This window comes from Streptomyces sp. NPDC053048, assembly GCF_044547045.1.
GTDB lineage: Bacteria > Actinomycetota > Actinomycetes > Streptomycetales > Streptomycetaceae > Streptomyces.
Genome location: NZ_JBITZS010000003.1, coordinates 615,434 through 631,948, shown reverse-complemented (window position 1 = coordinate 631,948; position 16,515 = coordinate 615,434). Strand labels below are relative to the sequence as shown.

Genomic DNA, 16,515 nt, shown 5'->3' with positions numbered 1-16,515 from the left:
TATCGAGGTCCTGCTCATGCTTGATTCCGCTCCGCTTCCCGTCCATGCGACGGACACCGTCACGCCCGCTCGTGAGGTCGCGCACGACCACTTCGCCTCGGGTGACCGTGTCGTGGTTGTCCGAGGCAGCCTGGACGGCGACCTGCACGGCGACGACCTGACCATCGTCGCCCCGTCCTGGCACACCCCCACCGGGCAGGACGGCTGGCGCACCCGCAATCCCCACGGCGGCACCCGCACGTTCTCCACCGCTCATCCCCGATACCTCATCCACGTCGAGCGGCACTGCCCGGAGTGCTTCGCCTTCTTCCGCGCCCTGGCCGCCGAGCTGCTGCCCCAGCTGCCGCCGCAGGGCTGCACCGAAGGCGACTGGTACACCTTCACCGGCCTCGATCAGCTCGTCCACCGCGACGACTACGGGATAGCGGCGTGATCCCCCACACCCGGTCTGGCAGCTTCCGCAGCCCGTGCCCTACGTGCCAGCGGATCCGAGTGGGACCGCCCCTCAGCCGGCGGGCCCGCTGAACTTCCCCACGCCGTCCGTAACCACCCGCCCTCCAGGAAGGAAGCTCACATTGAGCCTGGCCGACGAATACGGCACAGATGTCGAGATATACCGACGCGACGGCACCGTCTACGCCGACACCCGAACCGGCGCCCCCGAACAACTCCTCACCCACCTCGACGACCTCGGTTTTATCCGTAAGGCGTCATCGATCTACACCTGGCACGAACTGCCCGAAGGGCTGAGCCACGCCGAAACACACCGGCGGTCCCTGCGAGCCGTGCTGTTGCTCACCGCCGCTGGCTACGACGCGAATATCTCCCACAACCTGTACGACAAGGCCACCCACAGTGCGGTCGTAGCGCAGCTGAAATCCCGTACGGCCAAGGGGGCTCAAGTACCCCCGCGCGCGGCATCGAGTCCCAGCTCCCGCAGAAGCCGCTGAGCACCGGGAAGTAGCCGCTGGCCTTGCCCACCCGGTACGCGCGGCGGTCCCGCTGCAGTGCGCACGCCGACGGTTCCTTCGCCGCATGCGGCTGCGCCCGCCACTCAGGCCCTCCGGCAGCTCGCCAGCCCAGCCCGGCCTTGTACACCCGCACCACAGAAACGTTCCTCATTGCCTCCTCGCACCACCTCATCCACATCTGCCTCACCGGCCACGGACGTCCTGTTTCGCATCCTGATCGGTGGCGTAGCCGTAGCCATTCCCCTCGCCACCGCCGCGTGGCTCGGAGGGAACGCCGCCACCTTCCTCACCGACGCCGGCCCCCGGGCACCCTTCCAGCCCGCCGACGCGCTCCTGCACCCCCACGAGCTCTGGCCGAACACCGACCACACCGCCCTGACCATCGGCACCCTCGTCTTCCCCATCACCCTGCTCCTGGCCACCGCCGCCCTCGCCGCGCGCCTGTACCTGCGCCACAAGTCCGGTTCCAAGGGCCGCAAGGCCGTCAAGGGCATGGCTACCCGGCGCGACATCGAACCGCTGCTCGCGAAGCAGATCACCGCCAAGGCCCAGTCCCTACGGCCGAGCCTGGCCGAGAACGACCCGAGGAAGATCGACCCGAAGCAGACCGGCATCCTGCTCGGCGACCTCGCCGGGACCCGGTGCGAAGTCCGCATGGGGTACGAGGACGTAGCGGTCGCCATCATGGCTCCGCGTTCCGGCAAGACCACCTGCCTGGCCATCCCAGCAGTGCTCAATGCCCCCGGCGCCGTGCTGCTGACCTCCAACAAGGCCGCGGGCGACGCCTACACCGCGACACTGGAGGCACGGGGGAAGGTGGGGCGGACGTGGTCGATGGACCCGCAGCAGATCGCCCACGCCCCGCGCGAGATGTGGTGGAACCCGCTCGCGGACGCCACCACCCTTGAAGGCGCCAACCGCCTGGCCGGCCATTTCGTCGCCGCGTCCGTCGACGCCTCCAACGCCGGCGACTTCTGGTCCAAGGCCGCCCAGAACGTGCTCGCCCAGCTCTTCCTCGCCGCCGCCGTCGACAAGCGCCCCATCACCGACGTCATGCAGTGGCTGGCCTTCCCTGCCGACCGCACCCCGCTCGACCTACTGCGCGAGCATCGCTTCGACGCCGTCGCCGCCCAGCTCAAGGGCACCGTCGAAGGCCCGCCCGAGACCCGGGACGGCATCTACGAAACCGCCCGCCAGTACGCCGCATGCCTGCTCTCGGCCGACATCGCCGCCTGGATCACCCCGCAGGCGGATGTACCCGAGTTCGAGCCGACCCGGTTCGTCCAGACACGCGACACCCTGTTCCTGCTGTCGAAGGACGGAGGCGGCGGCGCGAGCGCGCTGATCGCCGCGTGTGCGGACTCCGTGATGCGCACCGCCACCGCCCACGCCGAACGCGCCGGCGGGCGCCTCGACCCGCCGATGCTCGCGATCCTCGACGAAGCCGCCAACGTCTGCAAGATCAGCGATCTCCCGGATCTCTACTCGCACTTGGGATCGCGCGGGATCATCCCGATCACCATTCTCCAGTCCTACCGCCAGGGCCAGAAGGTATGGGGCGACGCGGGCATGGACGCGATGTGGTCCGCGGCCACCATCAAGGTCATCGGCTCCGGCATCGACGACCCCGACTTCGCGGACAAGCTCTCCCGGATGATCGGCGACCACGACGTCGAGACCGTCTCCACATCGACCTCCGACTCCGGCACCTCCAAGTCCATCTCCATGCGGCAGGAACGCATCATGCCGGCCGACCGCATCCGCGCCCTCGCCAAGGGCACCGCCATCTGCCTCGCCACCGGCATGCGCGCCGCCATGCTCACCCTGCGCCCCTGGTACAAGGAGCCCGGCGCGGACGAGCTGTTCGCAGCCTCGGCCTGCGCCTCCAAGGCCATCACGGCCCGCGCCATCGCCAAGGCCGCCCCGGCCCAGGACGACTTCGGGCAGGCCGCGTGACCGTGATCGACCTGTTCGGCGGCGCCGGCGGATGGGCACAAGCCCTGGCCGTCCTCGGCGTGCGCGACATCGGCCTGGAATGGGACGAATGGGCCTGCCGGACCCGGGCCGCCGCCGGACACCTCACCGTGCGCACCGATGTGGCACGGTATCCGGTGGGGCCCCTCATCGGGAGAACGACGGGGCTTCTGGCGAGCCCTCCGTGTCAGGCGTGGTCGAGGGCGGGCAAACGGCTGGGGCTCATCGATCAGCCCCTGGTCCATCAGGCGGTTGCGGACCTCTCCCGCGGGCGTGACACGCGCGAACAGCTGATGCCCGCGTGCCGGGACGAGCGGTCGCTGCTGGCTGCCGAGCCCATGCGCTACCTCCACGCCCTCCACGCAGCAGGGCAGCCCGAATGGGTGGCCATGGAGGAAGTTCCCGACGTGTTGCCGTTGTGGCAGCAATACGCCCAGGTCCTGCGTTCCTGGGGCTTCTCCGTGTGGGCCGGCATCCTCAACGCGGCCGACTACGGCGTGCCCCAGACACGCCGCCGCGCCATCCTCCTGGCTTCCCGTACGCGCAGCGCCGTACCGCCGGAGCCCACCCACGCAAGAGTCGCGGAGCCAGCCACGCTGTTCGGGCCGGGCCGAACGCGGTGGGTATCGATGGCCCAGGCCCTCGACTGGGGCGCCACAGACCGGCCGGTGCCCACCGTGTGCGCCGGCGGCGGGCCGGGCGGCGGACCCGAGCCCTTCCCTTCAGGCTCCCGGAAAGCCCTGGCTACGTCCCGTGACCTGGGCAGTTGGAAACACCGCCTTACATTGGCACCCGGAGCCCGTGGCTCTGGACGTTCCTGGTCGCTGCGCAGCAACAGCATGGCCCGTGCGACCGTCCGGCGGGCGGACGAGCCGGCGGGCACCTTGTTCTTCGGCCACCGCGTCAACGAGTGCGTCTGGGTGCCCGGTTCAGCGGAAGAGAACCGCTCGGTGGAGGCGATCCGGATCACAGCGCGGGAGGCTGGGATCTTGCAGTCCTTCCCAGCCGACTATCCGTGGCAGGGCACGAAATCGGCTCAGTTCCAGCAGATCGGGAACGCCGTACCCCCGCTGCTGGCCGCCCACTTGGTCGCCCCGCACCTGGGTGCGCGCGTGCGTCAGTCCGACTTCGGGCTGGCCGCGTGAGCGCCTCGCTCGAGGGCCTGCCTGGCAAGGAGGCGCTTGTTCTGGCCGAGCAGGCTCTCCTCGGCGCCCTGCTCCTGCGGCCGCACACCCTCTCGACGGTCGCGCCATGGCTGGCGGCCGGGCACTTCTACCTCCCACAGCACACCGCCCTGTACGCGGCGATGCTCGACCTCACCGAACGCGGGCATGCAGCCACGGCTGAGATCCGGCCGACCAGCGAGCAGGGGCTGTCCTGGGTGACCGAGGCCACCACCCGCGCAGCCCAACAGGCTCCCGGCCTTACGCCCTCCTACGTCCACACGCTGATCAGCACCTGTCCGGAGCCGGCCCATGCGCTGACGTACGGGCGGATGGTGCTCGCCGGCCACGCCCGCCGGACCATCGCCGAGCACGCCGCCCGCCTCGCCCAGACCGCACGCCACACCCGCGACGGCGAACCACACGTGGAAGCCGTCTGTGCGCGGGCCGACGCTCTGTCCAGCGTCCTGAACGCGCTCGCCCAGCACTGGCGCCCCCACCCCAGCACGCCCGCTCACACCACTCCGGATGTCCCGCCGGGCGTCCGACGACAGGACGAGCAACGGCACGACGACGAGCAGGCTTTCCTTTCCGCAGCCACCACCCGGCCCACGGCCTTGAAGGAGATCCGGGCCTTCCTCCACGCGGAGGACTTCGGTAACTCCCTGCACGCAGAGCTCTTCCGCTGCCTCGCCGCCCTGCACCACCGCGGCGAGGCAATCGACCCGGTCACCCTCGTCTGGGAAGCCCAGCACCGCGACGTCCTTGCCCACACCACACTCCAGAGCATCCTGGACACCTGCCAGCCCTCCGGCGGCGACCCGGTCTACTGGGCCACCCGCATCCTGCGGCACTCCCTGCTGGACACGGCGGCCATCACCGGCAAACACATCGGCCGCCTCGCCGCCAACACCACCCTCACTCCCCAGCAACTCATCACCGCGTCCCGACGCGCCCTCGACGATCTCACCGCCACCCGTATGCGCTGGCACCGCAGCCAACACGGGCCAACCGCACTGCCCAACGGTTTCCACGACCGCCCTCCGCCAAGAGCCACCAGCCGGTGCACTCCCATCGAGCAAAGCCGAGTTGCCCGGACACGATAGCCACGGCCGCCCGTGATCGCGCGCAGGAGAGGAATATCTGGATCACGCAGCCATGCTCCAGGACCGCCGGTGAGCCGTACCGGCTGCCGGCGGCATCATGGAATCCCACTTTCCGGCAATCCGAAGGGGGCCCAGTGCGAGAGGCTACGCAGCTGCGTACCCCAGGCGAAAGAATGGGACAGCACGCTCAAGGTCCGTTTCCGATCGGAGACGCACTTCCAGGGAACCGGTGCCGTGGTGCCCGATGCCAGTTACATCACGGGTGAACCCCGGTATGAGATCCACCTCTCGCGGGTCGGTATTCACGTAGACCAGTAGCTGCTGTTTATGAGTACGACTCACACACGCGAAATTCCTCAGTCTCCGGTACGCGCAATACTGCTTGCGGGCCACCTGCGTCACATCGTCGCCCAGCGAAATCAAGATCTCGTCGAGAGCCGATCGCAGTTCTTCAACAGCACCGTCACCTGGCTGGGCCGGGCCGGCAGCAGCCCGGTGACGGCGCGTCCGCCCACCTCGCCCTGCAACGGACGCCACAGGCTCAAGGGCGAGCAGGTCGTTACCGAAGTACGTGTAGCGGACCAGGTCGATCGTGCGCTGGATCTCGCCGATGGCGTGCACGTCGTAGCGAGTGAAGTTCTCGGCGATGCAGATCAGCCTCGGATCGCTCCACAGCACCTGGGCCGCAGCGGCTGCCCCGAGACGCTCGCGGACCAGGTGCTGGAACTCGGCCTTGTGGTCGATCAGCCAGGACAGGTAGAAGAGGCCCTGGTTGATCACGCCTGCGTCCTGGCCTCGCTTGTACTCGATGATCACAGGCGCGCCGTTCTCGTCGAGACCGAGCGAGTCGATGCGGCCGCCGTGCCGCGGGCCGGTGCTGTACTCACTCGCCAGGAAGCGCACTTGGAGGAACGTCTCCATGTTCCTCTCGACCAACTCCTGCAGATGCCGCTCGCGCGCCGCCTGCCGGGCAGCAACCTCAGCCACACCACCCGCTCCGACGTGGAACAGCTTCAGGCTCGACACGTCCCACCCCCCATTTCCTGTCTCCGCCTGTCATAACGTTCGGCAGAGACAAGATTGTTTCCGTCCGCGCGGCGGCGTCAAATCACTTCAGCGCAACGGCATGCTTCGAGCTCAATGCTCGGCGTCGTCACCTTCGCTCAACGTAGCTGGGTTGCTCCTGTGGCGCAGAGACGCGTTCCACCGGATCAGCAGGAGCGCAGCTGCCAGAGTCAACGCGGTCGCAGCCCCCTGCATAACGACCTCTGAGGTCTTCCCTCGCCACAGATTGGCATTGCACATCCAGCCCAGTGCGACGTCCACCAAAAACATACCCAGTCCGGTCGGCCAAAACTTGTGGCGATCCTTGGCCGCCACACCCCATGAGACGAGAATGCAGGGGATAACCATGAGGATGGTCGATGCCCAGATCCGGTTCGGAATAGGGTCGAAATCAGGTGAGCCAGGAATGGCCAGCGCGATGCCGGCCAACAGGAGGCCGAGGGCTATTCGGCCGACGCGAGGGCTTGGCCCCTTGGCTGTGGATGGCAGCGTCTGCGGGGCCGAGAGCCCGGACGGCATGATCCGGGAAGGCGGCCGTGCGGCAGTGATGCGACGAGCTGGGGAATTGACGGCGTCCATCGAGCCGTCCAGCTGGTAGACAAACAGGGCGATGTCGTTTTCCGCAGCGTAGGCAACGGCTGTCGAGGTATAGCTGCTGCCGGTGAAGAAAAGCAGCTGTTTACCCATGTCCTTGCCACGCGCTCCGAAGAGGCGCTGGAGCTCTGGACGCCCTACCGCCGCCGCTTGGTACTTGACTTGCCCCAGCGCTCGCCTCGACCGCACGTCGATGCCGCCGTCAGCACCGCCCGGCTGAGCACGGGCGTCTGTATAGCCCCAGTGCCGCATCCACGCTGCGGCATTGTGCTCAGCGTCCTGCCATGACCGGATTCGCCGGCCCGGGTTCGATTGCCGCATCGTCGACTGCATGTTCTCGCGCATCACGAGCTGCGAGTATTTCAAGGCGCCCAGCTACGGTCGCAGCCGGCCTTCGCCCGCCTCAGCAAGAGCGGCACGAAATTCCTGGGTCTTGAGGTACACGGAGTTCGGCGCCGCCCGGGTCTTCCCGTCCTGAAGGGCCCGGGAGACGGCCGCCATCGCCTCCCGCTGGCGGTCCATGTTGCTCTGGTGCACGACGCTCGCGTACGGCTCGGGGATCTCGCGCTCATCCGTGACGCCCGCAACGGTGACGGGCCCGCCGGAACTGCCGTAGGTCTGCACCTTGGTCCAGCCAAGTTCCCGCGCGGCCTTGCGCATGGCGGAGCGGATCAAATCCAGGCCGCCGAGCTCGTCGACCTCCTCGGCGCTCAGCCGCAGTTCATACGAGCCGCCGAACCCGCCGCCCCCTTCGGGACAGGTCCGGCGCAGCAGCGGCACCAGGACCGCGGTCAGCTTGATGTGGCGGGGGTCCTTGGCATACGAAGGCATGGAGTGATCCTAACCGAGGCTCGGTGCGCCGAGGCGGCAAGGACAAAGCCGCTCCAGTGGGAGTTATGGCATTTTCGCGTCAGTGGTCAAGGACGCTGGCACTTATAGCTGATGAATGCCGGTTATCCAAACCGGCGGCGGGCACACAGACTGAATCTTCAAGGCGGTGTTCTCCGTTGGAGAACTCATCACCGAACGAGTGGACTTTCCACGGCTTGAACCTAATGTTGCGTCTCGCCGGAGAGCGGCCGATGAACCAAATCGGCATCACTCGCCAGGCTTTACCGCCACACCTTCCAGGCCCCGCCCATCCAGGAAATTCATGCCCCACCACGCACCACCGCACATACCCGCTCCCACCGCGGCACACGGCAACGAGCCCGAACTGCCGGATGAGTCCTGGTACTCCACCGAACAGCTCGCCCGGATGCTCAACCTGGATCCGTCCACCCCCCGCCGGTGGCGAACCGCCCGCCCGCCCCAGGGCCCTCCCTTCGTCCGCTTGTCCCCTCGCCTGGTGATGTACAGCGCCCGCGACGTCCACCGGTGGCTGGCCGACCACCGCATCGACCCGGCGCGGGCCGCCTGATGGTGCACGTCGAGCAACTGCCCATCGCCGTCCCCCTCTCCCCCGACATCGAGCACCGCCCCGATCGCCCGCTCCCCTACCGGGCGCGCGTCCGGTGGGTCGATCCCCACACCCGCGAACGCAGGTCCCTCTCCGAGTCCAGCGCCACGATCGACCAAGCCCAGGGCTGGATCGACACGGTCACCGCCGCGTCGCTGCGCGGCGTCGACCCCAGCGTCTCCATGCAGCCCCTCGCGCAGTACGGCGACGCGAACATGCGACTCGCCCTGCGCGGGCTGGAGGAGAAGACCAAGGACCCCTACCTCGCCGGGTGGCGACTGCGCGTCGTACCGAGCCTTGGCCACATTCCCGCGACGCTGATCAGCAACGGCGCCGTCGACCGCAGCGTCTACGGCTGGATCGCCGACGGGGTGGGCCGCTCCTCGGTGAAGAACAGCCTGGCCGTGCTGGTCCGGGTGATGGAGCAGGCCAAGCGCGACGGCATCATCACCGTCAACCCGGCACGGGTCAACGGCTGGCAGGCCGAGTACAAGAAGGCCGAGGACGAGCTCGACGACCCGCGCTCCTTGGCGCTGTCCGACTGGGACACCCTCGTCTCCCTCGCCGACGCTCTGGTCCGGCGGTCCCACGGGCAATACCTGGGCTGGGGCAGTGTGGTGACCTTCGCCGCCTGCACGGCCGCCCGGATCGGCGAGGTCTCCGGCGTCAGGGCGCGCGACATCGATCCGGTGAACTGGATCTGGACCGTACGAAGACAGACCACCCCTGGACCGGGCGGTCTGATCGACAAGGGCACCAAGGGCAAGATGGCCCGGCGCATCCCGCTCATTGAGGAAGTGCGCCCCCTGGTCGCTCAGCGGCTCCTGGCCGTCGGGCACAAGCCCGATGCCCGCCTCTTCACCGGCCCTCGCGGCGGGCGCATCACCACCGCAGTCCTGCGGGACGCCACTCACTGGGACGAGGTCGTCGCCGAGCTCGGCTACGAGCACCTGCGACGCCACGGCCTGCGGCACACCGGCCTGACCTGGATGGCCGACGCCGGCGTCCCCCTGCACGTCCTGCGCATCATCGCCGGTCACGGATCACTGCAGACCACCCAGCGCTACCTCCACCCCGATCTCCGGGCGCTGGTCGCCGCCGGCAGGTCCCTCAGCAGCCACCTGCGGGGCGCTCCGGCGCCGTCCCGACCGCTGGCCGCCTCTCTCCAGGCGTTGTGAGAACCACACAAACACCCCAAAGCACTCATGATCTTGGTCCCCAGCGAAACAGGGCCTGATCAGGGGTTTCTTCCCGAGCGTGGTCCCCAAGCGGTCCCCGGGCGCCTGACACCACATCAGATGAAAACCGAACCCAGAGAACGACAAACACCCTCTGACCTGGGATTTCTCCCAGATCAGAGGGTGTTTTCACGTGTCGGGACGGCGGGATTTGAACCCACGACCCCTTGACCCCCAGTCAAGTGCGCTACCAAACTGCGCCACGTCCCGGTGCTTGTCCGGCCTGGGCTTTCGCCCGTGCCGACCGCGCATGAGAACAATACCGCACTCCGCGCGGTGGTCGCGCACCGCTTTCGGCCCCCACCGGCGCCTTCGGTGCCCCCTGTCCCCTTCGGACGCACATGCGGTGTTGACCAGCGGCCTGTGCGGCGTGCAACCATCACCCTTCGATGCACTGCCGCCCCGCGCAACTCCCCTGGCCCAGGAGGACAGTTGGACACCAGTCGTTCCCGCACCGGTCATTCCGGCACCAGTGATCCCCGGAGCGTCTCCCGGCGCGGCTTTCTGCAGGCGGCGGCCGGAGGCGCCGCCGTCGTCGGGATGGGGGTGGCGCTGCCCACCGAGGCCGTGGCAGCGGGAGCGGGGGCCGGAGGCGGGGGCGGGCGGCAGGTGGTGCTGTCGTTCACCGGGGCCACCAACGGTGCCGGGACGCTGTCGCCCGCCGGTGACCGGCTGATCGCCGAGGTGCAGAACGTCCTGTGGTCCGTCCCCCGCAAGGGCGGCGAGGCCGTGGCGATCACCCCTGCCGATCTCGAGCCCACACGACCGGTGCACTCCCCCGACGGCAAACGCCTCGCCGTCTGCGCCTACCGCGGCGGTGGCTTCCACATCTGGACGCTGGCCACGGACGGCTCGGACCTGCGGCAGCTCACCGACGGACCCTGGGACGACCGGGGCCCGGCCTGGTCGCCGGACGGCAGGAGGATCGCCTTCGCCTCCGAGCGCGGCGGCGACCCGGTCGCGGGGAGCCCGTACCGCGTATGGGTGGCCGACGTCCGCACGGGCGCGCTCACCCGGGTGACGGGGGCGGCCGGGCAGGACGGGCCGGGGCAGGACGGGGCCTGGGAGGACTTCGACCCGGTGTGGTCGCCGGACGGCAAGCGGCTGCTGTTCGTGCGCGGGCGGGTCGTGGACGGCGCCCTGCAGTCCCGCATCGTCGTCTCCGCGCCCGCCGACGGGCGCGGGGCGCTGCGCACCGAGCACACCGAGACCGCCGCCGCGCAGGTCATGACCCCGGCCGTGTCGCCGGGCGGCCGGCTGGCGTACCTGCGGACCACGGCCGCGCCCGCCGCGTCCTGCACGCTCGTGGTGGACGGGGCCGAGGTGCCGGTGGAGGGGGACGTGGAGCCCGTACCGCCGCGGTGGGTGTCCCACGACGAGCTGCTGCTGACCGTGAGCGGCCAGTTCCGGATCATCCGGCCCCGGGCCGAGGGGGCGGCCCCGAAGGCGCCCGCCAGCGATTCCCTCCCCCACCCCTCCGCCGCGCCCGCGCCGACCCCGCCCGCGGTGACCATCCCGTTCACCGCGAAGCTGCCGGTCCAGCGGCCGCGCTACGACGTCAAGCGGTACGACCTCGGTGGCGAGGGGGTGCGGCGGGTGCGCGCGCTGCATCTGCCCGCCCTGTCGCCCGACGCGCGCCAGGTGGCGTTCGCCGCGCTGAACTCGCTGTGGATCGCGGACGTCGCCGGCGGCCGGGCGCCCCGCCGCGTCGTGCGGTCCGACCCCGGCCGGTACCTGCTCGCGCCGTCCTGGTCACGGGACGGGCGGGCGCTGATCTACGCCGACGACCGCGACGGGCTGCTGGCCGTGCGCCGCCGCGACCTGGCCACGGGCGAGGAGAGGGTGCTGGCCGACGGGGGGCGCGTGTTCCCGGCGCTGTCGCCGGACGGCGGCCGCCTCGCCTGCCTGGACATGTCCGGCAACCTGGTGGTGCGCGACCTCGCGGCCGGGACGGAGAAGGTGCTGGCCGCGCCGCTGGGCGCGGGCGGCCTGCCCGGCAGACCGAGCTGGTCGCCGGACGGCCGCCACCTCGCCCTGTGCGACCGCAACCGGCTCAACCAGCGGTTCCGCGAGGGCTACAACCTGATCCGGGTGATCGACACCACCACCGGCGCCGCCCGGCTGCACACGATCGCCGCCCACGCCTCCCTCTCCGACCGCTACGACTCCGGCCCCGTCTGGTCGCCGGACGGCCGCTCGATGGCGGTGATCAGCGAGTCCGCGCTGTGGCTGCTGCCCGTCCGGGCCGACGGGACGCCCGACGGCGAGCCGCGCCGGGTGACGGACGAGGCCGCCGACCACCCCTCGTGGTCCGCCGACAGCCGGAGCCTGCTCTACCTCTCGACCGGGCGGCTGCGACTGCTGGACGTCGCGACCGGCTCGGCCCGCACGGTCCCCGTCGCCCTCGACTACCGTCTGCCCACCCCCGCAGACACCGTCGTGCACGCCGGCCGGCTCTGGGACGGCACCGGCACCACGGTCCGCGAGGACGTCGACCTCGTGGTGCGCGGCGGCCGGATCACCGCCGTCGAGCCGCACCGGGCCCGGCGGGCGGCCCGCAACAAGGTCGACGCCTCGGGCCGTACCGTGATCCCCGGCCTGTGGGACGCGCACATCCACCCCTGGCAGAGCACCTACGGCGGCCGGCAGACGGCGTCGTTCCTGGCCTACGGGATCACCACCACCGTCTCCCTCGGCGGCTTCGCCTACGAGCAGGCCCGCCTGCGCGAGGCGGTGGCGGCCGGCGCGCTGGCCGGGCCGCGGCTGCTGACGTCCGGCGAGCTGCTGGACGGATCCCGCGTCGCCTACAGCATGGGCCGCGCCCATCGCACCCGCGAGGGCCTCCGCCGGTCGCTGACCCGGGCGGCCGCGCTGGACTGGGACTTCGTCAAGACCTACGTCCGCGCGCCGGGCTGGGTGATGGAGGAGGCGGCCCGCTTCGCCCACGAACGGCTCGGCGTGCGCACGGGCAGCCACCTGTGCTCCCCCGGCGTCCAGCTCGGCCAGGACCTGACGACCCATCTGCAGGCCACCCAGCGGCTGGAGTTCGGACACGCCACGACGGCCACCGGCCGCGCGTACCAGGACCTGGCCGAGATCTACACGGCCGGGGACTTCCGTCTGGTGGCCACGCTCTTCACCTCCACGCCCCTGCTGGGCGCCGACCCCGCCCTGGCCGAGGACCCCCGGGTGACGGCGCTGATGCCCCCGTGGGACGTCGCGGTCGTCCGCCAGACGGCCGCGAAGGCGCCCACGGCCGACCAGCTGGCCACGCTGCGCCGGGAGACCGAGGTCTACCGCCGGGTGCTGGCGGGCGGCGGGATCGTCGCGCTGGGCACGGACGCCCCGCTGGTCCCGGTGGGCCTCTCGCTGCACCTGGGGCTGCGGGCCCTGCACCGCGACGGGCTGTCGGCGGCGCAGGCGCTGAGCACGGCGACCGTGCTGGCCGCGCGGGCGTTCGGGGCGGAGCGGGACCTGGGCACGCTCGAGGCCGGCAAGCTCGCCGACGCCACCGTCATCGACGGCGACCCGTTCACCGACTTCGACACGCTCGTGCGGACGACGTCGGTGCTGCGCGGCGGCGTCGTCCACGAGCAGCGTGACCTCGTCGCCCCGTACGAGCGCGCCGGAATCCCCGCACCGCGCCACGGCCGTCCGCACGGCGACTGGCTGGACGTCGGGCGGCAGTTGCGCCGGGACTCCTGCTGCGACCTGGACGGCCTGGAGGACCTGGTGGGGCACCTGCCGCACTGACGCGGCCGCCGCCGCGGGGCCGCGCCTCCCCCGGAGGGCGCAGCCCCGCCGCACTGCCGCCGTCCGCCTACTTGTCGATCCGGTAGGAGTCGCCGTAGACCTTCCACTTCAGGGGCGGCTGGAGGTCGAAGTTGCCCTCGTTGAGGAAGACGCGCTGGGCGGTGTCGACGCGGCTGGTGTCGCTGTGCGCCGCCTCGCTCTGCATGGCCTTCTTGCGGGCGTCGAGGAAGGCGTTGAGGTAAGCCTTCTCGTCGCCGCCCTGCGCCGGGGGCTTGGCCTTGGACAGTGCCGTCCTACGGATTCCGCCGAAGCTGTACTTGCCGCTGCCGGGCCCGTGCATGACGATCGCGTCGTAGTAGGCGAACTGGCCGAGCGCGCGCAGTCCGTCGGCCTTGGCCTGCTTGACGGCGGGCTTGAAGTAGACCCGGTCGCGCTCGTCCTCCTGGGCGTCCTGGAAGGCCTTGTCCTGGGCGGCCTTGCGCCAGGCGTCCTCGAAGGGCTTGCCGAGTCCGGCGTGGGAGTCGCTGCCGTTGACCTTGCGCAGGGCGGGCAGGAACGGGGCCAGTGGGTTGCCGGGCTTGCGCTTGGTGTAGAGCTCGACGAGCTCGAGCATGTCGCCGGTGCCCGAACAGAAGCCGATGATGCCGGCGGTGTAGCCGCGGCCGTCCTTGATGTCCTCGATGTACTGGAACTGGGCGCGCCAGTCGAGCGAGGAGTTCTCCGCGCTCGACACCAGGCGCATGGCGATGTCCTTCTTGTACGGGTCGTCCAGGCCCGGCGCCGCCGCCTCGGCCGCCGCCCGCACCCCGTGTATCCCCGGTGCCGGGGAGGCGGGTGCCGCCGCCTGGCCGGTACCGGCCAGGGCGAGGGAGGCGGGCAGGGCGAGCGCCAGGCCCAGCAGGGCGACGCGCGTGGACTTCCTGGAGTGGTGGGCGGGGCGCGAGAGGTGTGCGGGGCGTGCGGGCATGCGAAACTCCGTTCGTTCCCGGTCGGCTGGCGAGGTGTTAGGAAACTTTCCTAACCGCCGTCAGGAATTGAAGCCGCCCGTCCGCTTACCTGGCAAGGGGAACCCGCACGTACGTACGCAATTGCGCCACCGTCCGCACTACGCCCGCAGGACGACCTTCTCGCCCTCCGCGTCCCCGGCCGCACCCGCGCCCACCTGGGGCGGACCGCCCGCCGACGCGGCCGCGACGTCCCGCCACCACGTTTCGAGCGGCAGTCCGGCGGCCGGCTCGAACGGCTGGCCGGGCCGGGGCGCGACAACGGTCGCGCCCACCCGCCCGGCGGCGGCGACCGTCCCCTCGGCGGGCTCGTCCCAGGGGTGCGGGGCCAGGTTGAACGTGCCCCAGTGGATCGGCAGCATCATCCCGTGCGCGGCATCGCCGCCCTGGAGATCGGCATGCGCCCGCATGCCCTCCTCGGGGGTCATATGAATGTCGGGCCAGAACTCGGAGTACGCCCCGATCTGCACCATCGTGACGTCGAACGGGCCGTGCTGCGCCCCGATGTCCGCGAAGCCGGGGAAGTAGCCGGTGTCACCGCTGTGGAAGATCCGGTGCTCGGGGCCGGTGACCACCCAGGAGGCCCACAGGGTGTGCTGCGTGTTGCGCAGCGCCCGGCCACAGAAGTGACGGGCGGGGGTCGCGGTGAGGGTGAGGCCGGCCACCTCGGTGGACTCGTGCCAGTCGAGCTCCGTGACGCGGTCCGCGGGCACGCCCCAGTGCTCGAGGTGGGCGCCCACGCCCAGCGGGACGACGAAGGCCGCGCCGGTGCGCGCCAGCGCCCGGACGGTCGGCATGTCGAGGTGGTCGTAGTGGTCGTGGGAGATGATCACCGCGTCCAGCGGCCCGGTCTCCGCCAGCGGCACCGGTACCGGGTGCAGCCGCCGGGGCCCCAGATGGGCGAACGGCGAACAGCGCTCGGACCACACCGGGTCGAACAGCACCCGGGCGCCGTCGATCTCGGCCAGCACGGTGGAGTGGCCCATCCAGGTGAGCCGCAGGCCGGAGGCCGCGGGCGCGGCCAGGTCGGCGACCGTCGTCGGGTGGACGGGCACGGCGTGCGCCGGCGCTCTGCGGACCCGCTCCTCCTTGCGGAAGTACGTGGGCAGGAACCTCAGCATGGAGCCGGACGGCGTGTGCCGGGTGCCCTCCGGATTGACGAACACCCCGTTCGCGAAGTTCGGCGACCGCCTGATGCGCGCCATCCGCTCTCCGGCCGGGTCCGCGCCGAACGCGGCCGGGCGCAGCGAGTCGAGTGGTGAGCGGGTCGGGCGGGAGCCGGTCACGGCGCCTCCAGGGTGAGGTCGGCAGATCACCTCATTATCTGTCCGGCACCGATCGGCACGAGCCGGGCCCCCTCCGGGCGGGACGCGTACGGCCGCCCGGACCCACCCCCGTTGTTCCGGGGCCCGGACGGCTCGTACACGTGGCCGATGGCCAACTCTGCAGGTTCCCGGCCGGGCGCGCACCCGAATTTCCGCCGCGCCCGCTCACAGCGCCGTTCGCCACCCTCACCATCCCCTCACAGCCCGCTCACCCGCAGCGTGATGTTCAGCCGTCCCGTCAGCCCCAGGCCCGGGGGCGCGGTCCCCGGGAAGGTGCGCGGGACGCCGTGGTAGGCCTGCCGGGACGGTCCGCCGAAGACGAAGAGGTCACCGCTGCGCAGCTCGACGTCCGTCCAGGGGCGGGTGCGGGTGCTGGTGTTGCCCAGCCGGAAGACGCAGGAGTCCCCGAGGCTGAGCGAGACGACCGGGGCGTCGGACTTCTCGTCGCTGTCACGGTGCATGCCCATCCTGGCCGCGCCGTCGTAGAAGTTGACCAACGCGATGTCGTACTCCTCCGGGCCCGCCTCACGCCCGTAGGCCCGTGCCACGCCGTCCCGGGCGAGCGCGTCCAGCCAGCGCGGGAACGGTTTGACGGGCGAGCCGTCCCCGTCGACGACGGTACGGGCGTACCCGTAGGGAAACCAGTGCCAGCCCAGGCAGACCGTACGAACCGACATCTGCCCGCCGCTCGGCATCTGCACGGTGCGCAGCCCGGCGGGTGGCTTCGCCCATCGGCGGCAGGCCTCGAGCAGGCGCAGCTGCGCGGCCTCGTCCAGCCAGCCGGGTATGTGGACCGCGCCGGGGGCGATCTCCGCCGGGGGCCGGGGGAAGAGCTCACCATCCATGCGGCCAGCCTAGGGCGG

Annotated in this window: 14 protein-coding genes and 1 tRNA gene; 8 read left to right on the top strand and 7 right to left on the bottom strand. The window is 70.8% G+C overall.

Translation table 11 applies throughout. The features are described 5' to 3' along the window. Positions 1–16 precede the first annotated feature (16 nt). The 5 genes from ACIG36_RS10995 (at position 17) to ACIG36_RS10975 (ending at position 5,214) form a co-directional block, all read left to right on the top strand. Positions 17–433, top strand: a complete 417-nt coding sequence (locus tag ACIG36_RS10995) for a hypothetical protein (protein ID WP_399925316.1) — start codon at positions 17–19, stop codon at positions 431–433. A 142-nt stretch (positions 434–575) separates the two neighbouring features. Continuing rightward, entirely contained in the window at positions 576–950 is a 375-nt protein-coding gene (locus ACIG36_RS10990; RefSeq protein WP_399925314.1) for a hypothetical protein, read from the top strand. A gap of 171 nt (positions 951–1,121) precedes the next feature. After that, positions 1,122–2,927 (top strand): type IV secretory system conjugative DNA transfer family protein, encoded by a 1,806-nt coding sequence (locus ACIG36_RS10985; RefSeq protein WP_399925312.1) that lies wholly within the window; start codon positions 1,122–1,124, stop codon positions 2,925–2,927. Continuing rightward, a complete protein-coding gene (locus ACIG36_RS10980; protein WP_399925310.1) occupies positions 2,924–4,090 on the top strand; it encodes a DNA cytosine methyltransferase in 1,167 nt (388 codons plus the stop codon). The genes ACIG36_RS10985 and ACIG36_RS10980 overlap by 4 nt, the downstream gene beginning before the upstream one ends. Then, complete coding sequence (locus ACIG36_RS10975; protein WP_399925308.1) at positions 4,087–5,214, top strand: DnaB-like helicase N-terminal domain-containing protein; 1,128 nt, start codon at positions 4,087–4,089, stop codon at positions 5,212–5,214. The genes ACIG36_RS10980 and ACIG36_RS10975 overlap by 4 nt, the downstream gene beginning before the upstream one ends. A 144-nt stretch (positions 5,215–5,358) precedes the next feature. Here ACIG36_RS10975 and ACIG36_RS10970 read toward each other — a convergent pair whose 3' ends face one another. The 3 genes from ACIG36_RS10970 to ACIG36_RS10960 all read right to left on the bottom strand — a co-directional run bounded on the left by ACIG36_RS10970 (position 5,359) and on the right by ACIG36_RS10960 (position 7,704). After that, positions 5,359–6,240, bottom strand: a complete 882-nt coding sequence (locus ACIG36_RS10970) for a DUF5655 domain-containing protein (protein WP_399925306.1) — start codon at positions 6,238–6,240, stop codon at positions 5,359–5,361. A gap of 111 nt (positions 6,241–6,351) precedes the next feature. Continuing rightward, complete coding sequence (locus tag ACIG36_RS10965) at positions 6,352–7,239, bottom strand: restriction endonuclease (RefSeq protein ID WP_399925304.1); 888 nt, start codon at positions 7,237–7,239, stop codon at positions 6,352–6,354. A gap of 9 nt (positions 7,240–7,248) precedes the next feature. Then, on the bottom strand, positions 7,249–7,704 hold the full coding sequence (locus ACIG36_RS10960) for a hypothetical protein (protein ID WP_399925302.1): 456 nt from the start codon (positions 7,702–7,704) through the stop codon (positions 7,249–7,251). A gap of 322 nt (positions 7,705–8,026) precedes the next feature. Between ACIG36_RS10960 and ACIG36_RS10955 the strand changes: the two genes are divergently transcribed. Together ACIG36_RS10955 and ACIG36_RS10950 are read left to right on the top strand one after the other, a co-directional pair. Continuing rightward, complete coding sequence (locus ACIG36_RS10955; protein ID WP_399925300.1) at positions 8,027–8,293, top strand: helix-turn-helix transcriptional regulator; 267 nt, start codon at positions 8,027–8,029, stop codon at positions 8,291–8,293. Beyond that, the gene (locus ACIG36_RS10950; protein WP_399925298.1) at positions 8,293–9,510 is read left to right on the top strand and encodes a tyrosine-type recombinase/integrase; all 1,218 of its coding nucleotides are present in this window, start codon (positions 8,293–8,295) and stop codon (positions 9,508–9,510) included. Before ACIG36_RS10955 ends, ACIG36_RS10950 begins: the two co-directional genes overlap by 1 nt. Positions 9,511–9,706: 196 nt before the next feature. Here ACIG36_RS10950 and ACIG36_RS10945 read toward each other — a convergent pair. Beyond that, positions 9,707–9,780: transfer RNA gene (locus ACIG36_RS10945), tRNA-Pro, on the bottom strand. Positions 9,781–10,002: 222 nt separating this feature from the next. Here ACIG36_RS10945 and ACIG36_RS10940 point away from each other — a divergent pair. Beyond that, entirely contained in the window at positions 10,003–13,323 is a 3,321-nt protein-coding gene (locus ACIG36_RS10940; RefSeq protein ID WP_399925296.1) for an amidohydrolase family protein, read from the top strand. A gap of 67 nt (positions 13,324–13,390) precedes the next feature. On the opposite strand, the gene ACIG36_RS10935 is transcribed toward ACIG36_RS10940, so the two are convergent. From ACIG36_RS10935 to ACIG36_RS10925, 3 genes are all read right to left on the bottom strand, one after another. After that, positions 13,391–14,290 (bottom strand): chitosanase, encoded by a 900-nt coding sequence (locus ACIG36_RS10935; RefSeq protein WP_399925294.1) that lies wholly within the window; start codon positions 14,288–14,290, stop codon positions 13,391–13,393. Positions 14,291–14,428: 138 nt separating this feature from the next. Then, entirely contained in the window at positions 14,429–15,613 is a 1,185-nt protein-coding gene (locus tag ACIG36_RS10930; RefSeq protein ID WP_399925292.1) for an MBL fold metallo-hydrolase, read from the bottom strand. Between the two features lie 236 nt (positions 15,614–15,849). Beyond that, complete coding sequence (locus ACIG36_RS10925; protein ID WP_399925290.1) at positions 15,850–16,497, bottom strand: alpha-ketoglutarate-dependent dioxygenase AlkB family protein; 648 nt, start codon at positions 16,495–16,497, stop codon at positions 15,850–15,852. Positions 16,498–16,515: the final 18 nt, after the last annotated feature.

What these genes read in the sequence shown, in the direction of transcription:
- ACIG36_RS10995 (WP_399925316.1), top strand. Translation starts at nt 17, where the DNA reads ATGCTTGATTCCGCTCCGCTTCCCGTCCATGCGACGGACACCGTCACG.
- ACIG36_RS10950 (WP_399925298.1), top strand. Translation starts at nt 8,293, where the DNA reads ATGGTGCACGTCGAGCAACTGCCCATCGCCGTCCCCCTCTCCCCCGAC.
- ACIG36_RS10960 (WP_399925302.1), bottom strand. Translation starts at nt 7,704, where the DNA reads ATGCCTTCGTATGCCAAGGACCCCCGCCACATCAAGCTGACCGCGGTC.
- ACIG36_RS10935 (WP_399925294.1), bottom strand. Translation starts at nt 14,290, where the DNA reads ATGCCCGCACGCCCCGCACACCTCTCGCGCCCCGCCCACCACTCCAGG.
- ACIG36_RS10925 (WP_399925290.1), bottom strand. Translation starts at nt 16,497, where the DNA reads ATGGATGGTGAGCTCTTCCCCCGGCCCCCGGCGGAGATCGCCCCCGGC.
- ACIG36_RS10955 (WP_399925300.1), top strand. Translation starts at nt 8,027, where the DNA reads ATGCCCCACCACGCACCACCGCACATACCCGCTCCCACCGCGGCACAC.